This window comes from Pseudomonas sp. 43NM1, from assembly GCF_002836905.1.
Classification (GTDB): Bacteria; Pseudomonadota; Gammaproteobacteria; order Pseudomonadales; family Pseudomonadaceae; genus Aquipseudomonas; species Aquipseudomonas prosekii.
This window is the reverse complement of sequence record NZ_MKGS01000193.1, coordinates 1-26,323: the sequence shown is the minus strand read 5'-3', so window position 1 is coordinate 26,323 and position 26,323 is coordinate 1. Positions and strand designations below refer to the sequence as shown.

The 26,323-nt window shown below is 59.4% G+C and carries 22 protein-coding genes; 10 read left to right on the top strand and 12 right to left on the bottom strand.

The genetic code is table 11. The features are described from left to right. From BI292_RS25330 to yjiA, 3 genes are all read left to right on the top strand, one after another. Positions 1 to 840, top strand: an 840-nt coding sequence (locus BI292_RS25330; RefSeq protein WP_305887397.1) for a carbon starvation CstA family protein, incomplete at its 5' end; no start/stop codon positions are given. Between the two features lie 15 nt (positions 841 to 855). Then, complete coding sequence (locus BI292_RS25325) at positions 856 to 1,053, top strand: YbdD/YjiX family protein (protein WP_092269411.1); 198 nt, start codon at positions 856 to 858, stop codon at positions 1,051 to 1,053. Positions 1,054 to 1,396: 343 nt separating this feature from the next. Next, positions 1,397 to 2,368 carry a GTPase gene (gene yjiA, locus BI292_RS25320; RefSeq protein ID WP_101209593.1) on the top strand — a complete coding sequence of 324 codons (972 nt, stop codon included), beginning with the start codon at positions 1,397 to 1,399 and terminating at the stop codon, positions 2,366 to 2,368. A 128-nt stretch (positions 2,369 to 2,496) separates the two neighbouring features. On the opposite strand, the gene BI292_RS25315 is transcribed toward yjiA, so the two are convergent. The 5 genes from BI292_RS25315 to BI292_RS25295 all read right to left on the bottom strand — a co-directional run bounded on the left by BI292_RS25315 (position 2,497) and on the right by BI292_RS25295 (position 10,931). After that, positions 2,497 to 3,180: a GntR family transcriptional regulator gene (locus tag BI292_RS25315; RefSeq protein WP_101209592.1), complete on the bottom strand. Its 684-nt coding sequence runs from the start codon at positions 3,178 to 3,180 to the stop codon at positions 2,497 to 2,499. A gap of 25 nt (positions 3,181 to 3,205) precedes the next feature. Continuing rightward, complete coding sequence (locus BI292_RS25310) at positions 3,206 to 3,910, bottom strand: FadR/GntR family transcriptional regulator (RefSeq protein WP_092277781.1); 705 nt, start codon at positions 3,908 to 3,910, stop codon at positions 3,206 to 3,208. A gap of 55 nt (positions 3,911 to 3,965) precedes the next feature. After that, positions 3,966 to 5,279 (bottom strand): C4-dicarboxylate transporter DctA, encoded by a 1,314-nt coding sequence (locus BI292_RS25305; RefSeq protein ID WP_092277783.1) that lies wholly within the window; start codon positions 5,277 to 5,279, stop codon positions 3,966 to 3,968. A gap of 289 nt (positions 5,280 to 5,568) precedes the next feature. Continuing rightward, positions 5,569 to 6,822, bottom strand: coding sequence for a serine hydroxymethyltransferase (gene glyA / locus BI292_RS25300; protein WP_092277784.1), 1,254 nt, complete (start codon positions 6,820 to 6,822; stop codon positions 5,569 to 5,571). A gap of 248 nt (positions 6,823 to 7,070) precedes the next feature. Beyond that, positions 7,071 to 10,931, bottom strand: coding sequence for a bifunctional diguanylate cyclase/phosphodiesterase (locus BI292_RS25295; RefSeq protein ID WP_101209591.1), 3,861 nt, complete (start codon positions 10,929 to 10,931; stop codon positions 7,071 to 7,073). Positions 10,932 to 11,217: 286 nt separating this feature from the next. Here BI292_RS25295 and ettA point away from each other — a divergent pair, with 286 nt between their 5' ends. Continuing rightward, positions 11,218 to 12,882 carry an energy-dependent translational throttle protein EttA gene (gene ettA / locus BI292_RS25290; protein ID WP_092277788.1) on the top strand — a complete coding sequence of 555 codons (1,665 nt, stop codon included), beginning with the start codon at positions 11,218 to 11,220 and terminating at the stop codon, positions 12,880 to 12,882. A 350-nt stretch (positions 12,883 to 13,232) separates the two neighbouring features. Continuing rightward, positions 13,233 to 14,570 carry an NADP-specific glutamate dehydrogenase gene (gene gdhA / locus BI292_RS25285; RefSeq protein WP_101209590.1) on the top strand — a complete coding sequence of 446 codons (1,338 nt, stop codon included), beginning with the start codon at positions 13,233 to 13,235 and terminating at the stop codon, positions 14,568 to 14,570. On the opposite strand, the gene BI292_RS25280 is transcribed toward gdhA, so the two are convergent. From BI292_RS25280 to BI292_RS25265, 4 genes are all read right to left on the bottom strand, one after another. Continuing rightward, the gene (locus BI292_RS25280) at positions 14,567 to 15,061 is read right to left on the bottom strand and encodes a GreA/GreB family elongation factor (RefSeq protein WP_101209589.1); all 495 of its coding nucleotides are present in this window, start codon (positions 15,059 to 15,061) and stop codon (positions 14,567 to 14,569) included. The genes gdhA and BI292_RS25280 overlap by 4 nt on opposite strands. A gap of 69 nt (positions 15,062 to 15,130) precedes the next feature. After that, positions 15,131 to 15,487, bottom strand: a complete 357-nt coding sequence (locus BI292_RS25275; protein WP_101209588.1) for a hypothetical protein — start codon at positions 15,485 to 15,487, stop codon at positions 15,131 to 15,133. Positions 15,488 to 15,688: 201 nt separating this feature from the next. After that, on the bottom strand, positions 15,689 to 17,542 hold the full coding sequence (locus BI292_RS25270) for a DUF4105 domain-containing protein (RefSeq protein WP_101209587.1): 1,854 nt from the start codon (positions 17,540 to 17,542) through the stop codon (positions 15,689 to 15,691). 90 nt (positions 17,543 to 17,632) lie between these two features. Next, positions 17,633 to 18,121 (bottom strand): DUF3015 domain-containing protein, encoded by a 489-nt coding sequence (locus tag BI292_RS25265; protein ID WP_092277798.1) that lies wholly within the window; start codon positions 18,119 to 18,121, stop codon positions 17,633 to 17,635. Positions 18,122 to 18,399: 278 nt separating this feature from the next. Here BI292_RS25265 and BI292_RS25260 point away from each other — a divergent pair, with 278 nt between their 5' ends. After that, a complete protein-coding gene (locus BI292_RS25260; protein WP_101209586.1) occupies positions 18,400 to 20,838 on the top strand; it encodes a Lon protease family protein in 2,439 nt (812 codons plus the stop codon). A gap of 324 nt (positions 20,839 to 21,162) precedes the next feature. Further along, the gene (locus tag BI292_RS25255) at positions 21,163 to 21,504 is read left to right on the top strand and encodes a hypothetical protein (protein ID WP_092277802.1); all 342 of its coding nucleotides are present in this window, start codon (positions 21,163 to 21,165) and stop codon (positions 21,502 to 21,504) included. A gap of 11 nt (positions 21,505 to 21,515) precedes the next feature. Here BI292_RS25255 and BI292_RS25250 read toward each other — a convergent pair whose 3' ends face one another. Beyond that, positions 21,516 to 23,345, bottom strand: a complete 1,830-nt coding sequence (locus BI292_RS25250; protein WP_101209585.1) for a hypothetical protein — start codon at positions 23,343 to 23,345, stop codon at positions 21,516 to 21,518. 170 nt (positions 23,346 to 23,515) lie between these two features. On the opposite strand from BI292_RS25250, the gene BI292_RS25245 reads away from it, so the two are divergent. The 3 genes from BI292_RS25245 to BI292_RS25235 all read left to right on the top strand — a co-directional run bounded on the left by BI292_RS25245 (position 23,516) and on the right by BI292_RS25235 (position 25,286). Next, positions 23,516 to 24,004 (top strand): TIGR00645 family protein, encoded by a 489-nt coding sequence (locus BI292_RS25245; protein WP_092277806.1) that lies wholly within the window; start codon positions 23,516 to 23,518, stop codon positions 24,002 to 24,004. A gap of 230 nt (positions 24,005 to 24,234) precedes the next feature. Beyond that, positions 24,235 to 24,546 carry a DUF6482 family protein gene (locus BI292_RS25240; protein WP_092277808.1) on the top strand — a complete coding sequence of 104 codons (312 nt, stop codon included), beginning with the start codon at positions 24,235 to 24,237 and terminating at the stop codon, positions 24,544 to 24,546. A 122-nt stretch (positions 24,547 to 24,668) separates the two neighbouring features. Further along, positions 24,669 to 25,286 carry an FKBP-type peptidyl-prolyl cis-trans isomerase gene (locus tag BI292_RS25235; protein WP_092277810.1) on the top strand — a complete coding sequence of 206 codons (618 nt, stop codon included), beginning with the start codon at positions 24,669 to 24,671 and terminating at the stop codon, positions 25,284 to 25,286. A 152-nt stretch (positions 25,287 to 25,438) separates the two neighbouring features. Here the strand turns inward: BI292_RS25235 and BI292_RS25225 are convergent, their stop codons facing one another. Then, the gene (locus tag BI292_RS25225; protein WP_092277812.1) at positions 25,439 to 25,696 is read right to left on the bottom strand and encodes a hypothetical protein; all 258 of its coding nucleotides are present in this window, start codon (positions 25,694 to 25,696) and stop codon (positions 25,439 to 25,441) included. Between the two features lie 206 nt (positions 25,697 to 25,902). Continuing rightward, the gene (locus BI292_RS25220) at positions 25,903 to 26,244 is read right to left on the bottom strand and encodes a zinc ribbon domain-containing protein YjdM (protein ID WP_025108781.1); all 342 of its coding nucleotides are present in this window, start codon (positions 26,242 to 26,244) and stop codon (positions 25,903 to 25,905) included. Between the last annotated feature and the right edge of the window lie 79 nt (positions 26,245 to 26,323).

The window sequence follows — 26,323 nt, the reverse complement described above, 5'->3', positions numbered from 1 at the left end:
GTCGCGCAAACCGTCAGCAGTTGGGGTTTTGCGATTACCCCGGAAGCGCTGCAAGCGGTCGCGCATGACATCGGCGAAACCACGATCCTGGCGCGTGCCGGTGGTGCGCCGACGCTGGCGGTGGGGATCGCGCAGATCCTGCACAGCGTGCTGCCGGGTGAAAACACCATGGCGTTCTGGTACCACTTCGCCATTCTGTTTGAGGCGTTGTTTATCCTGACGGCGGTGGACGCGGGCACGCGTGCCGGGCGTTTCATGCTTCAGGATTTGCTGGGTTCGTTCGTTCCGGCGCTGAAACGCACCGAGTCCTGGACCGCCAACCTGATCGCCACCGCCGGTTGTGTGGCGATGTGGGGCTGGTTGCTGTATCAGGGCGTGATCGATCCGCTGGGCGGAATCAATACCTTGTGGCCGCTGTTCGGCATCTCTAACCAGATGCTCGCCGGCATCGCGCTGATGCTTGCCACGGTTGTGCTGATCAAAATGAAACGCCAACGCTACATCTGGGTGACCATGCTGCCAGCGGTCTGGCTGCTGATCTGCACCACCACGGCCGGTTTCATCAAGCTGTTCGACGCGAATCCGGCGATCGGCTTCCTGTCGCTGGCGCGTAAATACAGCGATGCCTTGGCCAATGGCCAGATCCTCGCTCCGGCCAAGGACATTACGCAGATGAACCACGTCATCTTCAATGCCTACACCAACGCGACGCTGACGGCACTGTTCCTGTTTGTGGTGTTCAGCATTCTGTTCTACGCGCTCAAAGTCGGGATTGCCGCTTGGGGCACCAAGGAACGCACGGATAAGGAAGCGCCATTCCAGGCGCTGCCGGATGCTTGATCGAGGATTGCAACGATGTTCAATGACCTGAGTCGCCTCGGTAAATACCTCGGTCAGGCCGCGCGCCTGATGGTCGGCATGCCCGACTACGACAACTACGTCGAGCACATGCAAACCAACCACCCGGACAAACCGGTGATGACCTACGAAATGTTCTTCCGCGAACGTCAGGAAGCGCGTTACGGCGGCAAATCCGGGCCGAAGTGTTGTTAAACGGCTGTCATTGAAGCAACGCAAAACCCTGTGGGAGCCGAGCTTGCTCGCGATAGCGGTCTGACATTGAGCAACTATGTTGAATGTTCAGCCGCCATCGCGAGCAAGCTCGGCTCCCACATTTGATTTGCGGTGAACGCAACATCAGCGCACGACGCAGATCCCCTGTTCTGTGGTGGACGCAATATCTGCGGAGGACGGCGATCCCCTGTGGGAGCGAGCTTGCTCGCGATAGCATTCTGTCAGTCGACATTTCGGTTGCTGACCCACCGCCATCGCGAGCAGGCTCACTCCTACATTTTGTTTTTGGTGTGCTCTTAATTTCTGCTACAGGAGATTCCAGTTGTCCTCTCCCATTCCGGTAACGATCCTCAGCGGTTTCCTTGGCGCGGGTAAAACCACGTTGTTGCGTCATCTGCTCAAAGCCGAGCACGGGCTGAAAATCGCCGTGATCGAAAACGAATTCAGCGACGCCGGCATCGACACGCAACTGCTGGGCGACGAGCCGGTGCAAGTCATGACGCTGTCCAACGGCTGCGTTTGCTGCACCATTCACACCGACCTGACCAAAGCCCTGTACCTGCTGCTCGAACGCCTCGACAGTGGTGAAATCACCTTCGACCGGCTGGTGATCGAGTGCACCGGCCTCGCCGACCCGGCCCCGGTGGCGCAGACTTTTTTCATCGATGAAGAACTGCGCGAGCGCTATATCCTCGACGGCATCATTACCTTGGTCGACGCCGCGCACGCCGACACTCATCTGACGCAAACCATCGCTCAGGCGCAAATCGGTTTTGCCGATCGCTTGCTGGTGAGCAAACGCGATCTGATCGACGAAGCGACTTTCGATGCCCTCAGCGAACGCCTGACCCGAATCAACCGCCGTGCGCCGATTCGCATTGTCGAGCACGGCCAGATCGACCTGGCAGAACTGCTCGACGTGCGCGGCTTCAACCTCAATGCCGATCTCGGCGGCGGCATGAGCCTGAGGCCGGTGAGCAAAGCGCCGTCCATCGACCGCATTTCCAGCCTGGTGCTGCGTACCGACAAACCGCTGGATATCGACAAGCTCAGCGAGTTCATGAACGAACTGCTGGAACAACACGGCAAGCAATTGCTGCGCTACAAAGGCGTGCTGAGCATCGTCGGCGAGCCGCGGCGCATGGTGTTTCAAGGCGTATTGAAGTTATACGGCTTCGACTGGGACACCGAATGGGCCGAGGGCGAGGCGCGCGAAAGCGTGATTGTGTTTATTGCCGATGATTTGCCGGAAGAGAAAATTCGCGAAGGGTTGGCGCGGGTGGTAGCGGACTAATTGCAAAACCGTCGGTGACGGTCAGGCCCCATCGCGAGCAAGCTCGCTCCCACATGTGTGTTGCAGTGAACACAAATCTGCACACACCAGAAATCCCCTGTGGGAGCGAGCTTGCTCGCGATAACGATCTAGCCGGCAACGCGATTTCGGATCAACGTCGGCTGCGGGTTCAGCAACCGCTCTTCCAACTGATCCAGATGCCGATTAAGCAACGCCACGGCCACTTCGGCATTCCGACCTTCAACCGCCGCCAGGATCTGCGCGTGAACTGACCAGGCGCAATCCTCAGCCAAACGCGCCCCTGATTGCGCAATCGCCAGCGAACTCAGCGGCACCAGACTGCCGAGAAAATGCGCCAACGGTGCATTCCCGGCCATCTGCGCCAAACACAAATGAAACTCCCCGGCCAAGCGAATCGCCGCGCCCGGCGCCGTGCATTCGCGCTCGCTCGCCACCAGATCGCGCAATGGCTGCAGATCCTGCGGGCGAGGTTGCTGGCACACCAGGCGCATCAGCGTGACCTCGGTCAGGCGCCGCGCGTGCAGCATTTGCCGGGTCTGCTCACCCTCAAGCACCGCCACACGCGGCCGATGGTTGGCGCGCAGCACGATCACATGCTGGTGCGACAACCGCGTCAGCACGCCACGAATATCACTGCGGCGCACGCTGAACAGCTGCGCCAGGCTGTCTTCGGTAAAACGGCTGTGGGCATCAATGCGCTGTTCGAGAATGGCATCGAACACTCGCGAATACAGATCCTGCGCCGGCGCGGAAAAGGGCAGGGCGCTGATGGTTGAGGCGAAGCTGTTCATGGCTTGTCTCCAGTTGGCAGCGGATTCAACTGCCGAGGTTGTCGTCCGGAATGTTCAGTTCAATACCCATGCGTTGACCTTCGCGCAGGATGTGCCGGCGCATTTCGGCGCTGGCCTGGGCGCTGTTCTTGCTGCGGATCGCGCGGACCACCGCTTCGTTTTCCTCAAGCCGTTCGGCCAGGTGCTCCGGCGAATTGCGCAGCACGTCGGCGCTTTGCTTGAGGGCGTTGCTGGTCTGCTGCACCACGCTTTGGAAGATCGGGTTCGAGGTCAGCGTGAACAGCTCCTCGTGGAACGCGATGTAGGCGTTGACCCCGGCTTCGCTGTCATTGGCCTCAAGGGCTTCGCGCATGTCCATCAAGGTCAGGCGCAATTGCCCGACTTCCTTGCTGCTGATCGATTGCGCCACCAGCCCGACGATAAACGGCTCGAGGGTGTAACGCAGTTGCAGCACGTCTTCGAGGCTGGCACCGGCCACCGCGCTGTCGTGGCTTTGGCTGTCGCTGAGATTGGCTTCCAGCACCACCACGCCTTTGCCCGGCATCGAACGCACCAGCCCGAGGGTTTCGAGGACGATCACCGCTTCGCGCAGGCTCGGACGGCTGATGCCCAATTGTTCGGCCAGTTCACGCTGGCCCGGCAGCATTTCGCCGGAGCGCCACTGACCACGGGCCAGCGCGGCCCGAAGTTTTTCTACGACTGAATTGACGACCGTTGAAGTGGTAATCACGTTTTGCTCCATGAATAAGGCTAGCGAGCCTGCCGCGTGGCAGGCTCGCGCATGATCAGAATTCCTGCTGATGCGCCGGTGCTACCGGTTTTCTCGGCTGGAAGGTATACCCGACCTGACCGGAAAGCACTTTGTTTGCCCGTTGCACATCAATGTCTTTTTCCCACCGCGCAATCGCCACGGTCGCCACGCAGTTGCCGATCAGATTGGTCAACGCGCGGCCAATCCCCATGAACCAGTCCACCGCCAGCACCAGCACCAGGCCAACCACCGGAATGGCCGGGATCGCCGTCAGCGTCGCCGCGAGAATCACCAGCGCCGAACCGGGAATCCCGTGAGCGCCTTTGGAGGTGATCAGCGACACCAGCAAAATGGTCAGCAAATCAGTCATGGCCAGCGGCGTGCCGGTGGCGTTGGCGATGAAAACAATGGCCAGGGTCAGGTAGATCGAGAAACCGTCGAGGTTGAACGAGTAACCGGTTGGAATAACCAGCCCGACCGTCGAGCTGCCGATGCCCAGATGCTCGAGTTTGCGCATGATCTGCGGCAACACGGCGTCGGACGACGCGGTGCCCATGACGATCAGCAATTCTTCGCGCAAGTATTTGAGCAGCGGCCACATGCGCAGGCCGGACACGCGCATCACCAGACCGAGAATCAGCGACACGAACGCCACGCACGTCAGATAGAACAGGCCAACCAGGCTGCCGAGATGTTGCAGCGAGTCGAGGCCATATTTGCTGGTGGTGAAGGCGATGGCGCCGAACACGCCAATCGGCGCCAGGCGCACGATCATGCCCATGATGCGGAAGATCACATGGCTGAGTTCATTGATCAGCCGCGAAATGCCCGAAGCGGCTTCGCCCACCAGGTTCAGCGCGCTGCCGAACAGCACCGAAAACAGCAGCACTTGCAAGATGTTGTTGTCGGCGAAGGCGCCGATGACCGAGGTCGGAATCAGGTCCATCAAAAACTGCGTGGTGGTGTGCATGTGCTGGCCGCGCTGGGCGATGTCGCCCATGTCGGCGGCGGAGAGCTGGTCGAGATGAATGTTCGCGCCGCTGCCGATGCCGGTGCTGAAGGCGAACACCAGGCCGATCACCAATGCGATGGTGGTCAGCACTTCGAAGTAGATCACCGACTTGAGGCCGATGCGCCCGACCTTCTTCAAGTCGCCGGCACCGCTGATGCCGCTGACCACGACGCAGAACACGATCAGGCCAATGAGCATTTTGATCAGTTTGATGAAGCCGTCGCCCAGCGGTTTGAGTTGAGCGGAGTATTCGGGAAGGGTCAGCCCGCAGACGATGCCGAGCACCAGTCCGAGAACCACTTGGAGGAAGATTGAACGCGAGCACCATCTGAGCATGGGAGGAATCCTGGTCGGTGTCCTGGCTGCCGTGCGCGTTGAGCGGATCAGATTCAGGACTTAATTATTGTGGTCTTACCGGTATGTCCAGTGCAGGCGCAGTCTAGTCGCTGTTTTTGTTGGGCCGCAAGCGGAAAATCAGCGATTGGCATGACCGGTCTGACCAGTTGCGCGCAATGCACCGAGCTTGAGCCTTTTCGCGTTCTGAAAGTTTTTCAGGCAAAGCCCGGACGAAAAAAAACCGGCCATCACTGACCGGTTTTTTTAGTGCTGCGATTTAGCGCTGTAATCAGGCGCCGTATACCGGCAGCTTCTTGCAGATGGCTTTGACTTTCTCACGAACGGCGTCGATCACCGCTTCGTTGTTCAGGTCCGCCAGGATGTCGCAGATCCAGCCGGCCAGCTCTTTGCACTCTGCTTCTTTGAAGCCACGAGTGGTCACAGCCGGGGTGCCGAAGCGCAGGCCGGAGGTGACGAACGGCGAGCGTGGATCGTTTGGCACGGAGTTCTTGTTCACGGTGATGAAAGCCTTGCCCAGAGCGGCGTCGGCGTCTTTACCGGAGATTTCCTGCTTGATCAGCGACAGCAGGAACAGGTGGTTCTCAGTACCTCCCGAAACCACGTCGAAACCGCGCTCGATGAATACGCCGGCCATGGCCTTGGCGTTTTTCACCACTTGTTGCTGGTAGGTCTTGAACTCAGGCTGCAGCGCTTCCTTGAAGCAGATCGCCTTGGCAGCGATCACGTGCTCCAGCGGGCCACCCTGGGCGCCCGGGAATACGGCGGAGTTGAGCTTTTTCTCGATGTCGGCGTTGGCGCGAGCCAGGATCAGGCCGCCACGTGGACCGCGCAGGGTCTTGTGCGTGGTGGTGGTCACGACGTCAGCGAAAGGCACCGGGTTCGGGTAGACGCCAGCGGCGACCAGACCGGCCACGTGAGCCATGTCGACGAACAGGTAGGCGCCAACCTTGTCAGCGATTTCGCGGAAACGCGGGAAGTCGAGGATCTGCGAGTAGGCAGAGAAACCGGCCACGATCATTTTTGGTTTGTGCTCGACCGCCAGGCGCTCGACTTCGTCGTAGTCGATCAGGCCATTGGCGTCGATGCCGTACTGCACGGCGTTGTACAGCTTGCCCGACGAGGAAACGCTGGCACCGTGGGTCAAGTGACCGCCGTGGGCCAGGCTCATGCCCAGAATGGTGTCGCCCGCTTGCAGCAGGGCCAGGTAAACGGCGCTGTTGGCTTGCGAACCGGCGTGCGGCTGAACGTTGGCGTAATCGGCGCCGAACAGTTCTTTGGCGCGGTCGATGGCCAGTTGTTCAACGATGTCGACGAACTCGCAACCGCCGTAGTAGCGCTTGCCCGGATAACCTTCGGCGTACTTGTTGGTCAGTACCGAGCCTTGAGCTTCCATCACCGCTGGGCTGGTGTAGTTTTCCGAAGCGATCAGCTCAATGTGTTCTTCCTGGCGCTGAGCTTCTTGCTCCATGGCGGCAAAGAGATCGGCGTCGTACTTGGCAATAGTCAAATCACGGCTGAACATGGCGGTCCTCAAGGATCGGGGCAGAAAAGGGGGGCATTCTAACCCAATGGGTTTTAGATGGCATATGAAAGGACATCATGTCGCAGACAAGTGGGCTTCATGACGGGATCAGCGGTGAACCTGCTGGCCTCTTCGCGGGCAAGCCTCGCTCCTACAGGGGGCGCGGTGTTAACAAACGGTGCGTACACCCACAAATCCTGTAGGAGCGAGGCTTGCCCGCGAAGGCGTCATCCGCCGCGCTACAAATCTCAATCAAACATGAACAGCGCTTCATTGCTGAATTGCGCTTCAAACCGGCTCGCCGGCATCGGCCGTCCGAACAGATAACCCTGAACCTCATCGCAACCATGCTCACGCAGGAAGTCCAGCTGCTCATGGGTTTCCACCCCTTCGGCAATCACCGCCAGATTCAGGCTGTGGGCCATCGCGATGATCGCCCGGGCGATCTGCGCGTCCTGTTCACCCGACGGCAAACCGTCGACAAACGTGCGGTCGATTTTCAGCACATCGATCGGGAACTGCTTCAAATAGTTGAGCGATGAATAACCCGTGCCAAAGTCATCCACCGCGATGCTCAGCCCGAGGTTTTTCAACCCGGCGAGAATCTGCATCGCCTCGCTGACTTCGCGCATCAGGATACTTTCGGTCAGCTCCAGCTCCAGACAGGCTGGCGGCAGGCCGGTGTCCTTGAGGATATTGGCGATCCGCGTGCCGAGCTGGCCATCGGAGAACTGCCGCGCCGAGATGTTCACCGAGACCTTGGGCACGCGTACTTTGGCCTGATGCCAGGTCTTGAGTTGACGGCACGCTTCGCTGATCACCCAGTCGCCGACATCCACCACCAGACCGAGCTCTTCGAGCACCGGAATGAAATCCCCCGGTGGCACCAGTCCACGACGCGGATGACGCCAGCGCAGCAACGCTTCGGCGCCGGTCAGACGTTTGCCGTCGCCGCTGAATTGCGGCTGGTAATACAGCACAAATTCGTCTTGCTCCAAGGCGTGGCGCAAGTCGCTTTCCAGCTCCAGACGCTCCAGCGCACTGGCGTTCATGTCAGCCTGATAGAACTGGAAGTTGTTTTTGCCGCGCTCCTTGGCGTGGTACATCGCGGTGTCGGCGTTCTTCATCAACTGGCTGAGTTCATTGCCATCCTGCGGGCTCAGGGCAATGCCGATACTCGCGGTGACAAAGAACTCGCGACCTTCCAGCACAAACGGTTTGACCAGGCTGGCGAGAATCTGCTCGGCAACGTGAATCGCCCGGTTCAGCGCCACTTCACGGTTGATGCGCGGTTGCAGGAGCAAGGTGAACTCGTCGCCGCCCATGCGCGCCACGGTGTCGTCATCGTCGACGCAACCGAGCAGGCGCGTGGCCATTTCCTTGAGCATGCGGTCGCCGGCGGCGTGGCCGAGGGAGTCGTTGATCGGTTTGAAGCGGTCGAGGTCGAGGAACATCAGCACCACCCACGACTTCTGCCGTTCCGCCGATTGCAGCGCGGTGTGCAAGCGATCCTGGAACAGCGTGCGGTTGGGCAAATGCGTCAGGGCGTCGTAATACGCGAGGCGATGGATCCGCTGTTCGCTGGCCTTGCGCTCGCTGATGTCGCTGAAGAAACACACGTAACTGGCCAGGTCGCCTTCGTCATCGAGCACCGCCGTGATGCCGACCCACGCCGGGTAATGCTCGCCGTTGCGGCGCTTGAGCCAGACTTCGCCTTCCCACGTGCTGTGCAGATGCAATTGCTTGAGCACGTAACGCAGGTGCGCTTCCTGTTGGTCATCGACGGTGAGCATGTTCGGCAACTGGTCGAGCACCTGCGCCACCGCGTAACCGCTGACCCGACTGAACGCCTCGTTGGCCTGGACGATGTAACCGGCCGGGTCAGTGATGAGAATCGCCGAGGTCGAATGCTCGAATACCGTGGCCGCCATGCGCAGGTCTTTCTCGGCGCGGCGCTGCTGGCTGATGTCGCGGCCGACGCCAAGCACGCCTTCGAACGCGCCATGTTCGTCCCAGACCAGCACCAGCCGCAGCTCGATCGGAATCTTGCGGCCATCGGCGCGCAAGCAGTCGAACAGGAAAAGTTGGGTTTGCACCTGACTGCGCAGCAACGCCAGTTGCTCGGGTTTATCCAGCGCTTTGCTGACGCGGTCCATCAAGCCGTAGATGCCGGTCAGTTGCTGCGGGTTGGCGATGGTCGATTGCCAGCCGTTCTGGAAAATCCAGTCAGCGTTGTAACCGAGCACCGCGTGCACCGAGGGGCTGACGTAATTGAGCGAGAGTTTGCTGTCGGTGGAGAAAATCACGTCGCTGATGCTTTCGGCGAGCATGCGATACCGCTGTTCGCTGTCACGCAGCGATTCGCTGGCCTCGATCTGTTCGGTGATGTCTTTGGCCACGCCGATGATCCGCGTGACCTGATCGTTCTTGTCGCGGGCCAAAGCCTGTTCGCGAATGTCGAAGCGCCGCCAGTTGCCGTCCCGGTGACGGAAGCGCAGCTGGCATTGCAGCAGTTGTGAATAACCGGCGTGGCGCTGAGTCTGCCGCGAACGGTGGTAATAGTCGGCATCTTCCGGGTGCAGGAGAATTTCCCAGAAATACTCGCCCATCTGGTGCAGTTCGCTGCGGTTGTAGCCTAGCGTTTGCCCCAAATGGTGGTTGCTGAAGATCATCCGCTGGCTGATCACGTCCTGCACATACAGATGATCCGGCACGGTACGCACCACGTCGGACCAGAAACCCTCACGCTCCAGCAACGACAGTTCGATCAGCTTGCGGCTGGTGATGTCGTTGATGCTGAGGATCACTGCTTTGTAATCGTGCTGCTCCTCCGGCAGGCGCAGCACCAGCCACAGATGCTGATCGCGACCGTTGGTGTCCGGCAGTTTGATTTCCAGTTCGAGTTGTTTCTGCTGATTCAGCACCGCTTCCAGCACCCGCGTGCCGATGGCGGTGGGGTCGCTCGGACAGCCGTCGATCAGCAGGTTCCAGGCTTGTTCGCAGGAATTGACGTTGAGCAGTTGCAGCGCGACCTGGTTGACCTCGGTGATGCGCAATTCCTGGAGCAATTGGCGGCGTTGTTCGGGGACGTCGAGCCAGGCTTGCAGTTGTTCGCTGCTGTTGAGCTGGGCCTTGTCGAAGAAGCTTTTCAGCCCCGAGAGGTCGAGCACGCACAGCGCGACGCCGGTGCCTTCGAAAATGTCCTGATACCGGCGGCGCCCTTCATGCAATTGGCGCTGGCGCCGACGCATGCTCAACAGCGCAATAAACGGCAGCAAGGAGAACGCCAGGCCCAGCAGGCATTTGCCGATGAACGCCGGCAACAATTGTTCGAGCACTTGCTGGCGGTCGAACAAGCCGCGCAATTGCCAGTCGCTGCTGCTCAGCGGCACGGTCAACACGCTGTTGGCCAGATCATCCTCGCTCAATTCGGCAGGCTTGCCGGTCGTGAGGGCGGCGGGCATGGCTTGGTCGCGGCTGATGATTTGTTGATTGAGGCGGTTTTCCACCAGCCACAACGGGCGGATCCCGGATTCGCCCTGCTTGGTCAGCGACGAGAAAAACGTCGGCGTCAGGCGCAACGCCCAATAACCGCGACTGCTGCCGCTGGCCTGATGCAGCAGCAAATGCACCACCGAACCGTCATCGGCGTTGCTGAAGTAATGCGCTTGCGCGCGGCTGCGACGCACCAGTTCGCTGAGGTAATCGGCGTCGCGGCTGTCGGCGGCGCTGTCGCTGAGGATTTTCCCGGAGGGGCTGAGCAACGCGAGGCTGCGCAATTCCGGCAGCGACTGTTGCAGCCGGCGCAAGAGGGCTTGTTGTTCGTCGGCGGTTTGCGGTTGCTCGACGATCGGCAGCAGGTTCAAGGCGATCTGCGCGTTCAGCGCCATGTTCAGGCTGACTTGCGCGGCGAGGTCGGCGGTGTAGTCGATGGTGTACTGGCGCTGGTTTTTCTGGGTTTCGCGCAATTGATCGAGCAGTTGCCAGAACAGCAACGCGAGCAGCAATAGCACGAGGGTCGCCAAGGCGCCCTTCAGCGTTCCGCGCAGGGGAGGGCCAAGCGCCGCAGCAGGTGTGCGGTTGGAAAGAGGCGGCGTGACGTTCGACAAACTGGAATCCTGCGGTTTGGCTGGACTGGCGCGACGTGCACTATAAGCCGGACGCCCGAAGGGCGGCTAGCATGCCTTGAGTTGTGGCGAAGTGCCAGCCCCGCATGGCTGGACTGCCATCGGTCATTCAGGTAGCTTTGCCGGTTACGCGGGAGCGTTCCAGCTCCTAAACTCAGGCTTTTTCAGCGCGCACGCATTGGTCCTTATCAGGCGGACGCCGCGCACGGTCTGGCCCAGGCATCGCCTGCGCTCCAATCATTCATCTGTCACTGACCCAAGGTTCTCCATGGCTCAATACGTCTTCACCATGCATCGGCTGGGCAAAGTTGTTCCGCCGAAGCGGGAAATCCTGAAAAACATTTCGCTGTCCTTCTTCCCCGGCGCCAAAATCGGCGTGCTCGGCCTCAACGGTTCGGGCAAGTCCACGCTGCTGAAAATCATGGCCGGCGTCGACACCGAGTTCGAGGGCGAAGCCCGTCCGATGCCGGAGCTGAACATCGGCTACCTGCCACAGGAACCGATTCTCGATCCGACCAAAACTGTTCGTGAAGTGGTCGAAGAAGCGGTCAGCGTGATCAAGAACGCCCAGGCACGCCTGGACGAGGTCTACGCGGCCTACGCCGATGAAGATGCCGACTTCGACAAACTGGCCGCTGAACAAGCCAAGCTCGAAGCCATCCTGCAGGCCAGCGACGGTCACAACCTCGATCGCCAACTGGAAGTCGCCGCCGATGCGCTGCGTCTGCCGGCGTGGGACGCCAAGGTCGAATTCCTTTCCGGTGGTGAAAAGCGTCGTGTGGCCCTGTGCCGCTTGCTGCTGTCCGCCCCGGACATGCTGCTGCTCGACGAACCGACCAACCACTTGGACGCAGATTCCGTCGCCTGGCTTGAGCACTTCCTGCACGATTTCCCGGGCACTGTGGTTGCGATCACGCACGACCGTTACTTCCTCGACAACGTCGCGGGCTGGATTCTCGAGCTCGACCGTGGCGCCGGTATCCCTTACGAGGGCAACTATTCGGGTTGGCTTGAAGCCAAGTCCGATCGTCTGGCGGCCGAATCCAAGCAGCAGTCGGCTCACGAAAAAGCCATGAAGGAAGAACTGGAGTGGGTGCGCAAAGGCGCGAAGGCCCGCCAGTCGAAATCCAAGGCACGTCTGCAACGCTTCGAAGAAATGCAATCGCAGGAATTCCAGAAGCGCAGCGAAACCAACGAGATCTACATCCCGGCCGGTCCGCGCCTGGGTGACAAGGTCATCGAGTTCAAGAACGTTTCCAAGGGTTACGGCGATCGCGTGTTGATCGACAACCTGTCGTTCTCCATGCCTAAAGGCGCGATCGTCGGCGTGATCGGTGGTAACGGCGCGGGTAAATCGACGCTGTTCCGCATGTTGATGGGCAAGGAACAACCGGATTCGGGCAGCATCGAAGTCGGCGAAACCGTGCAACTGGCCTGTGTTGATCAGAGCCGCGACGACCTCGACGGCAGCAAGACGGTGTTCCAGCAAATCTCCGACGGTTCGGATCAGATCCGCATCGGCAACTACGAGATTCCGTCGCGCACCTACGTCGGTCGCTTCAACTTCAAGGGCGGCGACCAGCAGAAGTTCGTCAAGGACCTGTCCGGTGGTGAGCGCGGTCGCTTGCACCTGGCGCTGACGCTGAAGGAGGGTGGCAACGTCCTGCTGCTCGACGAACCGTCCAACGACCTCGACGTGGAAACCCTGCGTTCGCTCGAAGAAGCCCTGCTGGACTTCCCTGGCGCCGCCATTGTGATCTCTCACGATCGGTGGTTCCTTGACCGCGTGGCGACGCACATCCTGGCCTACGAAGACGATTCGCAAGCGATCTTCTTCGAAGGCAACTACACCGAATACGAAGCCGATCGCAAGAAACGCCTCGGCGAAGCGGCTTCCCAGCCGCATCGTGTACGGCACAAGAAACTGGCCTGATAGCCGGTTGGTTGGATGAAAAAACGGAGCCTTCGGGTTCCGTTTTTTTTTGCGCGTTATTTTTGATAAATCGTGGCTTGGCCTTCGCGGGCAAGCCTCGCTCCTATAAGAGCAACGCGGTCTTCTGTAGGAGCGAGGCTTGCCCGCGAAAGCAATTTAATGGCCGGTGCAAATCTCCATGCCGCAGTCCCCATTCAGGTGCACAAAACACCCAAATCCCCAGCAGATTTATATCCTGTGCACCATTTAATTTCATAAGCGCGACACTTTGCGCTGTTCCTGTGCGCAATTCGTTTGCTAAAGTCCGGGCCAATCTCTTCCAACGACAATAAATTTGCCGAGACTTTTCCATGATCGAATCCGTTGAATCCTTCCTCGCCCGCCTGAAAAAACGTGACCCGGACCAGCCTGAATTTCACCAGGCCGTTGAAGAAGTCCTGCGCAGTTTGTGGCCGTTTCTTGAAGCCAATCCGCATTACCTGACGTCCGGCATTCTCGAACGTATCTGTGAGCCGGAGCGGGCGATCGTGTTTCGGGTTTCGTGGGTCGATGATCACGGCAAAGTGCAGGTCAATCGCGGCTTCCGTATCCAGATGAACAGCGCCATCGGCCCGTACAAGGGCGGTTTGCGTTTCCATCCTTCGGTGAACATGGGCGTGCTGAAATTCCTCGCCTTCGAACAAACTTTCAAAAACTCGCTGACTTCACTGCCAATGGGCGGCGGCAAGGGCGGCGCGGACTTCGACCCCAAAGGCAAAAGTGACGCCGAAGTCATGCGTTTCTGCCAAGCCTTCATGAGCGAGTTGTACCGCCACATCGGCGCCGACGTAGACGTCCCGGCGGGCGATATCGGCGTCGGCGCGCGCGAGATCGGTTTCCTCTTCGGCCAATACAAACGCCTGAGCAACCAGTTCACCAGCGTGCTCACCGGCAAAGGCCCGAGCTATGGCGGCAGTCTGATTCGCCCGGAAGCCACCGGTTTCGGTTGCGTGTATTTCGCCGAGGAAATGCTCAAGCGCAGCGGCCAGACGGTTGAAGGCAAGCGCGTGGCCATCTCCGGCTCCGGCAACGTCGCGCAATACGCCGCGCGCAAGGTCATGGATTTGGGCGGTAAGGTGATTTCGTTGTCCGACTCCGAAGGCACGCTGTATTGCGAAAGCGGCCTCACGGAGGAGCAATGGCTGGCGGTGCTGGAACTGAAAAATGTTCAGCGCGGGCGCATCAGTGAAGTGGCCGCGCGCTTTGGCCTGGAGTTCAAGGCCGGCGTGCATCCGTGGTCGTTGCCCTGCGACATCGCGCTGCCGTGCGCGACTCAGAATGAGCTGGACGCCGAGGCCGCTCGCACGTTGTTGCGCAATGGCTGCATCTGCGTTGCGGAAGGCGCGAACATGCCGACCACGCTGGACGCCGTCGACCTGTTCATCGAGGCGGGCATTCTCTTCGCGCCGGGCAAGGCGTCCAACGCTGGCGGCGTCGCTGTGAGCGGGTTGGAGATGTCGCAAAACGCCATGCGCTTGCTGTGGACCGGTGGCGAAGTGGACAGCAAACTCCACGCGATCATGCAGTCGATCCACCATGCGTGCGTGCATTACGGCGAAGAGAATGGCCGGGTCAATTACGTCAAAGGAGCGAACATCGCCGGTTTCGTCAAAGTCGCCGACGCCATGCTCGCCCAAGGCGTGGTTTAAGCCGGTTCGATGCGGATCACTTCAATCGATTGATCACCGGCCGGACGTTGCCACAGCACCTCGTCACCGAGTTGCGCCCCGAGCAACGCCCGGCCCAGCGGTGAACCCCAATTGATCAGCCCCGCCGGCGCGTCCGCCTGATCTTCGCCGACCAGTTGCACGGTGTGCTCGGCGTCGTGTTCATCGGCGAACGTCACGCGGCTGCCGATCTGCACTTTCTGCGTCGAGCTGGCGCTGGTCACCACTTGCGCGCTGAGCAGGCGCTGGTTGAAATACCGCAAATCCCGTTCAAGGTCGGCCAGACGCTGTTTGTCTGATTGCTCACCTTTGGCCGATTGTTCGCTGTGCAGCTTTTGCAGTTCGGCAACCTTCGCTTGCAACTGCGCGAGGCCTGCCGGGGTGACGTAATTGGGCTGCGCGCTGACCTGCCGTTCGACTGGCTGATCGGCTTGTGCAGCGGCGTTATCTTCATTGACGAAAGCACGACTCATGATTTTCTCCCGGTATAGGGTTTGGTCCATGGTCGCAGTGCAATAGTTTCGATGGATGTCTGCCAGCGACTATGGCGAGCGCAAGGCCCGCGCGGTGTCCTGATCTTTCTGCTGCTGCCAGGCTTTTTCGCGATCATCCCAATGACGGCTGCGGTATTCCTCGCGATCCTGGTTTTGCAGCATTGCCTGACACTGCCGGAAGCCATCGCCCCAGCCCTCGGCGTATTGGCTGTCCTTGAGGTAACGCGGCACGTTCTTGCGAAATTCCCCGGTGATCGCCCCGGCGGCCTGACGGCCACTGGTGCAACCGTCATCGAAACCATCGGCGAACGCCGGCGGGTAACCTCTGGCGATCAGATCTTCGTGGGTCGACTGACAACCCGCGCACAACAGCAGCAATCCCAGCACACTCGCTAAACGCCACATCCTGGACTCCCGGCCGATGGTCGGCCTATGTGAAGAGTCTAGAAGCGGATTTGTCAGCGCGGAGTGAAAGAAAGGTCAAATGATCGCAACCTTGTGGGAGCGAGCTTGCTGGCGATGAGGCAATAACATTCAACATCCATGTTGTCTGTTAGGCCGCCATCGCGAGCAAGCTCGCTCCCACAGGGATGATGGTATGTCTGATCAATAGTGATACCACTTCACTTCGAGCATCACTTCGTTCTCGGGGGAGGCGAGGTGGCTGAATTCGCGTTGCGCACTGAGGCGCAGACCGACGTTGCGCGACAATTCCCATTGCTGGTTCAGGCTGATGCTGCGACGCACTTCGCCGTTGGTGAAGAAATCACCTTTGGTTTCCAGACTGAAATTGCCCAGAGGGTTTTTCCACAACACGCCGCTATTGAACCCGGCGGCTGGCGAAATGAACTCGGCGAAATCATTGTTGTGCTCGACGCGCACCGTGCCCAAGGCAAACCCGAGCACATCCTCGCCCAGTTGCCAGGTGCCGCCGCCACCGCCATTGACGTGGCTGACCAGGGTTTCGTCGTCATGTTTGCCCGGCACGCGCTCAAGACCGCCAGTGACTTGCCACGACAACGGCTGCAACAGCTCGTTACGCGGTGTCAGCGAGCGAATCGTCGCCAGGTCCAGTTGCTGCAATTGCCAGTGATTGCCTTCGTACTGACGCAGCTTCATTTGCAGGATTTCAATCTGCGCGCCCAGCGGAAAGCTCTCGGCGTTGTCATTCAGATCGTGATACGCCATGCGCAAGCCGTATTCACCAAACGCCTTGTCGCCACGGGTGCCGAGCCCGGCCTGCCAGGTGCGCGATTCGTGTCCATCCTCGGGCAAACCCGGGCGTTCGATATCGAGTTCCGGCGGCGGGTTCTGGTTGATCGCGCGGAGCAATTCGAAACTGCGCTGAGCGCGTTGCGGATCGCGTTCCTGGCCGTTGGCGCGGTAGCGTTCGAGGCGATACGCGGCATCGATCATCAACGCCTGGCGATCTTTCGCTTGCGCCTTGAACGCTGGATCCTGCAACACTTTTTGATCGGCGCTGACCTTCAACACCCAATCCTGTTCTTCGCTGGACAACGGCTCGGCGCGGCTCAGGAGTTCGCGCTCGCGGGACGGCCGATATTCGATCGACTCGACCAAACCGGCCTCTTTCACCGCTTTCACGGTGTCGGTCGGGATCGCCGTCAGCGGGAATTGTTCGGTCAGGCGCAGGCTCGGCCGCGCCACCTGGAGCAATTCGAGCAAACGGTAGGAGCAGTTTTCGTCGAAGAAAAAGTAGTCGAACTGAATCTGCTTGAGCTCCCAGACGTGCTCGACCATTCGCTCGGTCTCTTGCTGGGTCAGGTTCAGCCGGTATTCCCACAGGTCACGGTTTTCGAGGCTGCGGTATTCCGAGAGTTTTTCCTGATACGGCACCAGCGCGAACAGCCCCGGATAGCCGCCCATCAAGCCTTTCCAGGCGTAGAGAATGCTGTTGTCCGAACCTTCGATGTAGGCACCGAAGTTGATCGCGTAGCTGAGCAGGGTTGTCTTGTCGCTTTGCACGTTCGCCTGATCGATGCGCAGCAGCGTGTGGCCGAACATCGACGATGGGCTGTTGAGGTACGCCGCCGGGAAGATCATCACCGCGCTGTGCGGCGCGACATCCTTGAACCATTGCTTGAACTCGCTGCACTGCGGCGCCGGCAGATCGGTCAGGTTCAGTTGCGCTTTGAGCCAGCGGGTACGCGCGGGGTAGACACATTGCGCATGTTGCTCGCCAGCGCTCGCCGGGGCGTACAGCGCCTGCACGGTGGCCGCCAGTTCACGGTCCGGGTGTTCGTTGCCGTCGCTGGCGAGGAAGAATTTTTTTTTGCTGACATAGCTGCGCCAGCCGCCGAGCTTGGCGGTTTCGTAATGACCCAGGGAAATCCAGAAAGGGTCGTTGGCCAGTTGCTGCAAACGTTGATCGTCGATGTGTGGCGCGGCGGACAGCGGGGCGCAGACACAGAGCGCCAGCCAGGCAAGGCGTTTGAGCATAGTGGGCAACTTGGTTGGAAGTAATAAAGACCCAATGAGGGCAGGTCCAAAAAACAAAACCCGCTCCCGAAGGAGCGGGGTGACGCGAGCTTATGCTTGAGTGGCGTACTTGGCCAGACGAGGATCGCTCTTCAGGATAGCCAGAGTGTTGGTATGCACGTCGTCCGCGGTCACGTCAGCCTTGCTGAAGATCTGCTGGAAGTGCTCGTGAGTCACAGCGGCGAAATGCGCACGGTCTTCCGGCGCCACGCCCAGTACCACGGCGTAAGTAGTCAGCGCTTCGCCCTGACCTTTAGCCATGTCTTCGGACAGCTCGTTCATCATGCCATTCATGGCAATCCAGGATTTGCCGCCATAGGTCAGCGACGCGTTAGTGGAGCAACCGTTGGTGCCGGAAGTCATACCAAATGTTGCGTTACCGGACGTGCCGTTGGTGGTGGATGCGAGGAAGTGAGCCGGGGTGCCGCGCTGTCCTTCGAACAGCATGTTGCCCCAACCACAATCAGGGCCGCCTGGCGCCTGAGCCATGGCATTGAGGGAAACAACGGTGAAGAGAGTACCGAGAAGAATCCGTTTCATAGCTTTGTTCTCTTTATGTGCATACCAATGGACAAGGGGTTTGGCGCCTTGCGACGCCAGTGAGCCGGTTATTAGTTCCAGCCGCGCAATTTGGAGTTTAGGCACGTTCCAAGGGTTCCGTGATTTTTTCCAAAACATTCGCTGTAAAACAATGTTTTGCCCCCGCCCCGCGTGGGCATGGCGGTTTGTCTATGCTTTGGCTTGAGGCGCGCCTTGCCAGTCGGGTATGGGCAGCGCCAGAATGCCGCTATCTGCCCCGCCTGATGTAAGGAAGCCCGATGCCTGATCCTGTTGCTGCCAGCTTGCGTCTAGCGCCCGAAGCGCTGACCCGTCCGTTTTCCGCTGAACAGTTCAGCTTCTCTACCACCAATGAATTGGAGCCCTTCCGCGGTGTGCTTGGCCAGGAACGTGCGGTCGAAGCCTTGCAGTTCGGTGTGGCCATGCCACGCCCCGGTTACAACGTGTTTGTCATGGGCGAGCCCGGCACCGGCCGGTTTTCGTTCGTCAAACGCTACCTCAAAGCCGAAGGCAAACGCCTGCAGACCCCGGCCGATTGGGTCTACGTCAATAATTTCGATGAACCGCGCGAGCCGCGCGCACTGGAGTTGCCATCGGGCACCGCCGGGGCGTTTATCAGCGACATCAACGGTTTGATCGACAACCTGCTGGCGACTTTTCCGGCGGTGTTCGAGCATCCGTCCTACCAGCAAAAGAAAAGTGCCATCGACCGCGCCTTCAACCAGCGCTACGACAAGGCCCTGGACATCATCGAGCGCCTGGCGCTGGAGAAGGAAGTCGCGCTGTACCGCGACGCCAGCAATATCGCGTTCACGCCGATGAGCGAGGGCAAGGCGCTGGACGAAGCGGAATTCGCGCAATTGCCGGAAGCCGATCGCGAGCGTTTTCACGACGACATTTCCGGTCTCGAAGAACGCCTCAACGAAGAACTCGCGAGCCTGCCGCAATGGAAGCGCGAGTCGAGCAATCAGTTGCGCCAACTCAACGAAGAAACCATCACTTTGGCATTGCAGCCGTTGCTGGCGCCGTTGTCGGAGAAGTACGCCGAGAACGCGGCAGTGTGCGGTTACTTGCAAGCGATGCAGGTTTACCTGTTGAAAACCGTGGTCGAGCAACTGGTCGACGACAGCAAGACTGACGCGGTCGCGCGCAAAATGCTCGAAGAGCAATACGCGCCAAGCCTGGTGGTCGGGCATTCCGCCAGCGGCGGTGCGCCGGTGGTGTTCGAGCCGCACCCGACCTACGAAAACCTGTTCGGGCGCATCGAATACAGCACCGATCAAGGCGCGTTGTACACGACCTATCGGCAGTTGCGTCCGGGTGCGCTGCATCGCGCGAATGGCGGTTTCCTGATTCTTGAAGCGGAAAAAATGCTCAGTGAGCCGTTCGTGTGGGACGCGCTGAAGCGCGCCCTGCAATCGCGCAAACTGAAAATGGAATCGCCGCTCGGTGAACTCGGTCGTCTGGCCACGGTGACGCTGACCCCGCAACACATTCCGTTGCAGGTCAAAGTCATCATCATCGGCGCGCGGCAGCTGTACTACACGCTGCAGGACCTCGATCCGGACTTCCAGGAAATGTTTCGTGTCCTCGTCGACTTCGACGAAGACATCCCGATGGTCGACGAAAGCCTGGAGCAGTTCGCCCAGTTGCTGAAAACCCGCACCTCTGAAGAAGGCATGGCGCCGCTGACGGCCGATGCGGTGGCGCGTCTGGCGACTTACAGCGCGCGGCTGGCCGAGCATCAGGGACGTTTGTCGGCGCGGATCGGCGATCTGTTTCAACTGGTCAGCGAGGCCGATTTCATCCGCCATCTGGCGAGCGACGAAATGACCGACGCCGGGCACATCGAGCGTGCGCTCAAAGCCAAGGCAACCCGTACCGGGCGCGTTTCGGCGCGGATTCTCGACGACATGCTGGCGGGGATCATCCTGATCGACACCGATGGCGCAGCGGTCGGCAAGTGCAACGGGCTGACGGTGCTGGAGGTCGGTGATTCGGCATTCGGCGTGCCGGCGCGGATTTCCGCCACGGTGTATCCGGGCGGTAGCGGCATTGTCGACATCGAACGTGAGGTCAACCTTGGCCAGCCGATTCACTCCAAAGGCGTGATGATCCTGACCGGTTACCTGGGCAGCCGTTACGCGCAGGAATTCCCGCTGGCGATTTCCGCGAGCATCGCCCTCGAGCAATCCTACGGTTACGTGGACGGCGACAGTGCGTCGCTGGGCGAGGCCTGCACGCTGATTTCGGCGTTGTCGAAGACGCCGCTCAAGCAGTGTTTCGCGATCACCGGCTCGATCAACCAGTTCGGCGAAGTGCAAGCGGTGGGTGGGGTCAACGAGAAGATCGAAGGCTTCTTCCGCCTCTGCGAAGCGCGCGGGCTGACCGGCGAGCAGGGCGCGATCATTCCGCAGGCCAACGTGGCAACGCTGATGCTCGATGAAAAAGTGCTCTCGGCAGTGCGCGCGGGGCAGTTCCATGTCTACGCCGTGCGTCAGGCGGATGAAGCGCTGAGCCTGTTGGTGGGCGAGCCGGCCGGTGAGCCGGATGCTGATGGCCAATTCCCTGAGGGCAGCGTCAATGCGCGGGTGGTGGAACGCCTGCGAGCCATCGCGGAAATGATCAGCGAAGAAGACCTCAAGGAAGCCGAAAAGGAAATGGCCCTGGAAGCACTGGTCGAAGCCAAACCAGCGTGATCTAAGCCATGTCTCCCGTAGGAGCGAGGCTTGCCCGCGAAGGCCATCTGCCAACCGACATTGAGGTTGGCTGACACGCCGCCTTCGCGGGCAAGCCTCGCTCCTACAGTTTTTTGTGCATTGGCAAAATCGACATTTCGCTGCGAGAGTGCCATCACGCTGGCGTCAATATTCACACAATGACCGCTCGGCGCCTTCTGGTCTCGCTTTGCTTGCGAAGCGAACTTTTCTTCTATTCTCAGCTCAAGGATAAGGACAGCAATCATAGGATCGAAACAGCCTTTTCACTGAGGCTGAATACCGGATCTACCGAGGGTCGCCGCCATGTCGCGCAACCTCTGCCTCACCCGTCAATGCCTGGGCCTTGTGACCCGTATCGAGTGCGCCATCCGCCCATTGGCGGGCGATACGGGCATGTGGACCTTACTCTTCGCCGCCGGAATGGCCGGTGAACAACCTTCGGCCATCAAGGCCCAAGGCCCGTTTCATGGCCCGTTCGCGGCTGAATCGATCCTCGACACCATCGTTGAAAGCCTGACGCTGCACGGCTACGAACTCGCCGACGACCCGCAAATCTGGTGCCTGCATCTGCAAGCCCAACTGCGGGAAATCAACGGCGGCCGCTGCCGCAGCCTGGGTGGTTTCGACTCCCGACCCGATCATTAGCCCCGGCCGAATCACTGAACCGGGTTGGGCAGTTCGGTCTTGTCGAGTTTGACCTCAAACCCGTATTGCACGGTGGCGAGGTCGGTTCGCTGATAGCTTTCCAGTTGCGTCGGCTGGCCATAGAAGTAATGCACGCCAAACAGCACCGGGCCTTCTGCGCTGGCGTTGTGGCTGACGGCGAGAATCTCTTTCAGGTAATTGCCGCTGTCGTCCTTGGCGTAGAAACGCCACTCATCAGCTGGAAACAGTTTCTGATTAACCACCAACGCGTTGCCCTTGAGCTCCAGGCCTTCGGGTAACTGCTTCGCGTCGAGGCTTTTCTTGGCCACGGTCGCCAGAAACAGCGGCATCGAGCCCACCGCGTAGGCCGGGGTTTCCGGAAACAGATTCAGGTCGTAAGTGATGGTCCGGCGCAGCGGATCGACCTGATAAGCCTCCAGCGGTAACTCGATCGGCTCATCACGCTTGCCTCTGCCGTCCTCGGTAAAAAAGCTCACCGGGCCGTCAACCGGTTTCAACGCAGTGCCGAGCATTTCCTCGTTGAAGCTGCGCGGGCGATCAAATTCGATCTGCGCGGCGCTCGTGTCGTCCACCGATTGGCTGATGCGTACGCTTTTCTTCAACTGTTCTTCGTCGAGCGTCGCGCCTTTGAGCCACGCCGGGGCCTGGTCGTCATACACCACCACCGGCAGATCCAGCGGCTGAATGTTTTTCTGCGTGGTGTTTTGCTCGAAACGGCGCACCGGCAGGTTGAGGTCTTTGCGCGTCACTGTGGCGCTGGAGAAGTCCAGCACGCTGACCTCAAGCGTCTCGATCGGGCCGTTGAAATACACCTTGGAGTAATTACGCGTCTGCTGCTTTTCGAAGGCTCGCTGATCGTCCTCGAGCTGCTTTTCCAGCGAATCGCTCCAGGTTTTTTCCTGCTGCAACCTGGCCAGTTGTTTCTGATAAAAAGCGATTTGCGCAGCGGTTTCGTTGATCGAGCCCGAGCGCGAAAGGAACTGCCCAGTGCTGTCGCGAGCCTGCACGATCAGCGGGTTGAGCGGCGTCTCGCTGACTTCGGCGGCCGTTGGCAGGCTGTTGGCGAATTCGATCTCGGCGTAATTGGGCTCGAGTTTGAGCAGCTTCACGCTGAGGTTGTCGTTGCTGCGCGTCTGTCCGACGTCCTTTTTCGTCAGGTCAAAACTGTAGAGCCGACGCGGCGCCACCACTTCAACCTTGCCTTGCAGGCTCACCGGTTGCGGCTGCTGTTTGTTGTCGACATCCAAGCCGTCGATGAACGGGTAGGTCACGGTCAAATCTTCGGGGTTGGTCAGGTTCGAACTCGAAGGACTGAGCTGGATGCCGGGATCGGTTTCCGACCATTCCGGTTGAAAACCGATGACGCGTTTGTCGCTCAGGGTCACCGATTGCCATTCCAGGCCATTGGGAAACAGGAACGTGTCGGGAATGTTGAAGTTGAACGGGAACACCGGTTGCAGATCGGTCAGGTAGTCGGAGCTGGAATCTTTGTGCAACACAAACAAGCCGTTGATGTAGGTGTCGACCAGCGCCTGCGGGTTGGGGTAGTGCTTGAGCACCGCCAGCACGTCTTCGCTGTATTCGGTTTGCAGCGGCTTGGTGTCGAGTTTGAGCTGCGCGCGTTCGAGCAACAGCAGCGAGCCGCCCAACTCGGCGATGGCGTTTTTGAGTTTCGGGTCCTGAATGGCATTCAGTGACGTTTCGAACTGCGCGGTTTTTTCGTCAAGGCTGACTTGGCGCTTTTCATCGCTGGGTGAGCAACCGCTGAGCAGCAACGCCAGGCACACGCCGGCACTCGTAAAAGGCAATCGCACATCCATTTCCTGTCTTCCTGTCCGGTGTCACTGACTTGTGAATGGTTTGGACACTAGCAGAAAAGCTTTGTCACATACGCGCAGGTTACGGATTTATCGATGGTTTCCGGATGCTTCTGGGCACCGGCAGCGCGTTGTATACTCGCCGCCATTTTCCAGCCCTTGTGTGAGATCCGATGGAACGCTTTATCGAAAATGCAATGTACGCCTCCCGCTGGTTGCTCGCGCCGATCTACTTCGGCCTGTCGCTGGGCTTGCTGGCGCTGGCGCTGAAGTTTTTCCAGGAAGTCTTCCACGTCATCCCCAACGTCTTCTCGATGGCCGAATCGGACCTGATTCTGGTGCTGCTGTCGCTGATCGACATGGCGCTGGTCGGCGGCCTGCTGGTGATGGTGATGATCTCCGGCTACGAGAACTTCGTCTCGCAACTGGACATCGACGAAGACAAAGAGAAGCTGCACTGGCTGGGGACCATGGACTCGTCCTCGCTGAAAATGAAAGTCGCCGCCTCGATCGTGGCGATCTCGTCGATTCATTTGCTGCGGATTTTCATGGACGCAAAAAACGTCGATCCCGAGCACTTGAAGTGGTACGTGATCATTCACATGACGTTCGTGGTGTCGGCGTTTGCGATGGGTTATCTGGATAAGTTGACCAAGCACTGATCACCCGGGTCCTGTAGGAGCAAGGCTTGCCCGCGAAGGTGGTGTGTCTGTCACGATTTATGTTGAATGTGACGACGGCTTCGCGGGCAAGCCTCGCTCCTACGGGTTGAGGTGAAACAGCAGGTTTGGTGAGGGGCGACCGGACCGGCGGTGCAGTTTGAGGGTTGTGCTTTTTCGTGTCGGGGCTTATCCCTGTAAGGCCCGGATCTGCCATTGCTCGAGGTGCTTTCATGAACCTGCAAGAGCTGAATGCCTACGCCATCGCCGGCAAGGTCGATGAGCTGAACCTGATTTCGCTGGAAGGCGGAATTTATCTGCTGGAGGCGCGCATGCACGGCATGGCGTATCCGTTGAACGATCCACGTGGCAAAGCGTTTCATCTGCGTTCGGTCGAGCATGCCCGCGAAGTGCTGCATGCGTTTCCCCAGCTGCCGTTCAATCTGGTGCACACCTCGGTGCATGACGAAATGTGCGGGCTCGGCGCCAGTGCCGAAGAAAGCCTGAAAGTGCCGATTGCCTGGCGTTCTGCCTGGCAGGGCTGACGCGCGCTCATCCATGACAGGGCATCTGTGCTAGTCTGCTCGCCCTTTTGGTTCCGGGCGTTCCGGGATGCGCTGTGCACGCACGGCATGTTCCAGGGCCGTCCGCACAGCGGAGCAGTGTCATGTCCGAAGTAAATCTGTCCACCGACGAAACCCGCGTCAGCTACGGCATCGGCCGTCAGTTGGGCGACCAACTGCGCGACAACCCGCCACCGGGCGTTAACCTGGACGCGATCCTGGCTGGCCTGACCGACGCATTCGCCGGCAAGCCGAGCCGTGTGGGTCAGGAAGAAATGTCCGCCAGCTTCAAAGTGATCCGCGAGATCATGCAAGCCGAAGCAGCTGCCAAAGCTGAAGCGGCTGCTGGCGAAGGCCTGGCTTTCCTGGCGGAAAACGCCAAGCGTGACGGCATCACCACCCTGGCTTCCGGCCTGCAATTTGAAGTGCTGACTCAGGGTGAAGGCGCCAAGCCGAGCCGTGAAGATCAAGTGCGCACTCACTACCACGGCACCCTGATCGACGGCACTGTGTTCGACAGCTCCTACGAGCGCGGCCAGCCTGCAGAATTCCCGGTTGGCGGCGTGATCGCTGGCTGGACCGAAGCCTTGCAACTGATGAATGCCGGCAGCAAATGGCGTCTGTACGTGCCGAGCGAACTGGCTTACGGCGCTCAAGGCGTTGGCAGCATTCCGCCGCACAGCGTACTGGTGTTCGACGTCGAGCTGCTCGACGTTCTGTAAATCGAAGATCCCGTGATCCTGCGATCGCGTGATTAACGTGATCCTGTAGGAGCGAAGCTTGCTCGCGAAGGCGGCGTGTCAGTCAACGATGATGTTGAATGTGATGGCCTCTTCGCGGGCAAGCCTCGCTCCTACAGGGTTTTCAGCGTTACTCATAATTCGATCTTGTGATTCAGATCGCCGTGCGGGCGCAATGCCCGGGCGTAGCAGAACAGAAACAGATTGCGCACCAGTTCCTTGAGCACCACCGGCTCGCTGGAACTCAAGCCGCTGACGTCCAGGTCACCCTGATCCTGCAACTCGTTCAAGGCTTCCTCTTCAAGCACGGCACAAACTTCCCCGGTTTCCCGATGCAGGATTCTGAGGTAAGGGTGTGGGCGGTCCAGCCAGGCATCGATCAAATAAGTCATGAGTCTCATCTCCATTGATTGGTTTCAATGAGAATAATTCTTATTCAATAAATAGCAAGGGACTATTGGCAGTTTGTGTTTTTTTCCGGGAAAAGGTTGTGTCAGGTCAAAGTGACTGGCACTTGGCTATTGCGAGGGATTGCGGGGCGGAGCCGGGGAGGGTGACGCACCATCCCACGCCGGGCGCGGGATGGCAGATAGCAGAATCAGACTTTTCTGACGAACTCGGATTTGAGCTTCATCGGGCCGATGCCGTCGATCTTGCAGTCGATGTCGTGATCGCCATCGCACAGGCGGATGTTCTTGACCTTGGTGCCGACCTTGACCACCAGCGATGTGCCTTTGACCTTGAGGTCTTTGATCACGGTGATGGTGTCGCCGTCCTGCAGGACGTTGCCCACCGAATCCTTTTTCACGGCGTCATCGGACGCCACTTCAGCTTCGCCACTGGCGGACCACTCGTGGGCGCACTCCGGGCAGATCAACTGTGCGCCGTCTTCGTAGGTGTATTCGGAATTGCATTTCGGGCAGGGTGGCAACGTGCTCACTAAGGCTCCTTGGAATGAGGATCGCTAAAAGTCGCACATTGTATAGGGTTTTAGCCGGGAGGTGGGGCGGCGCTACCTG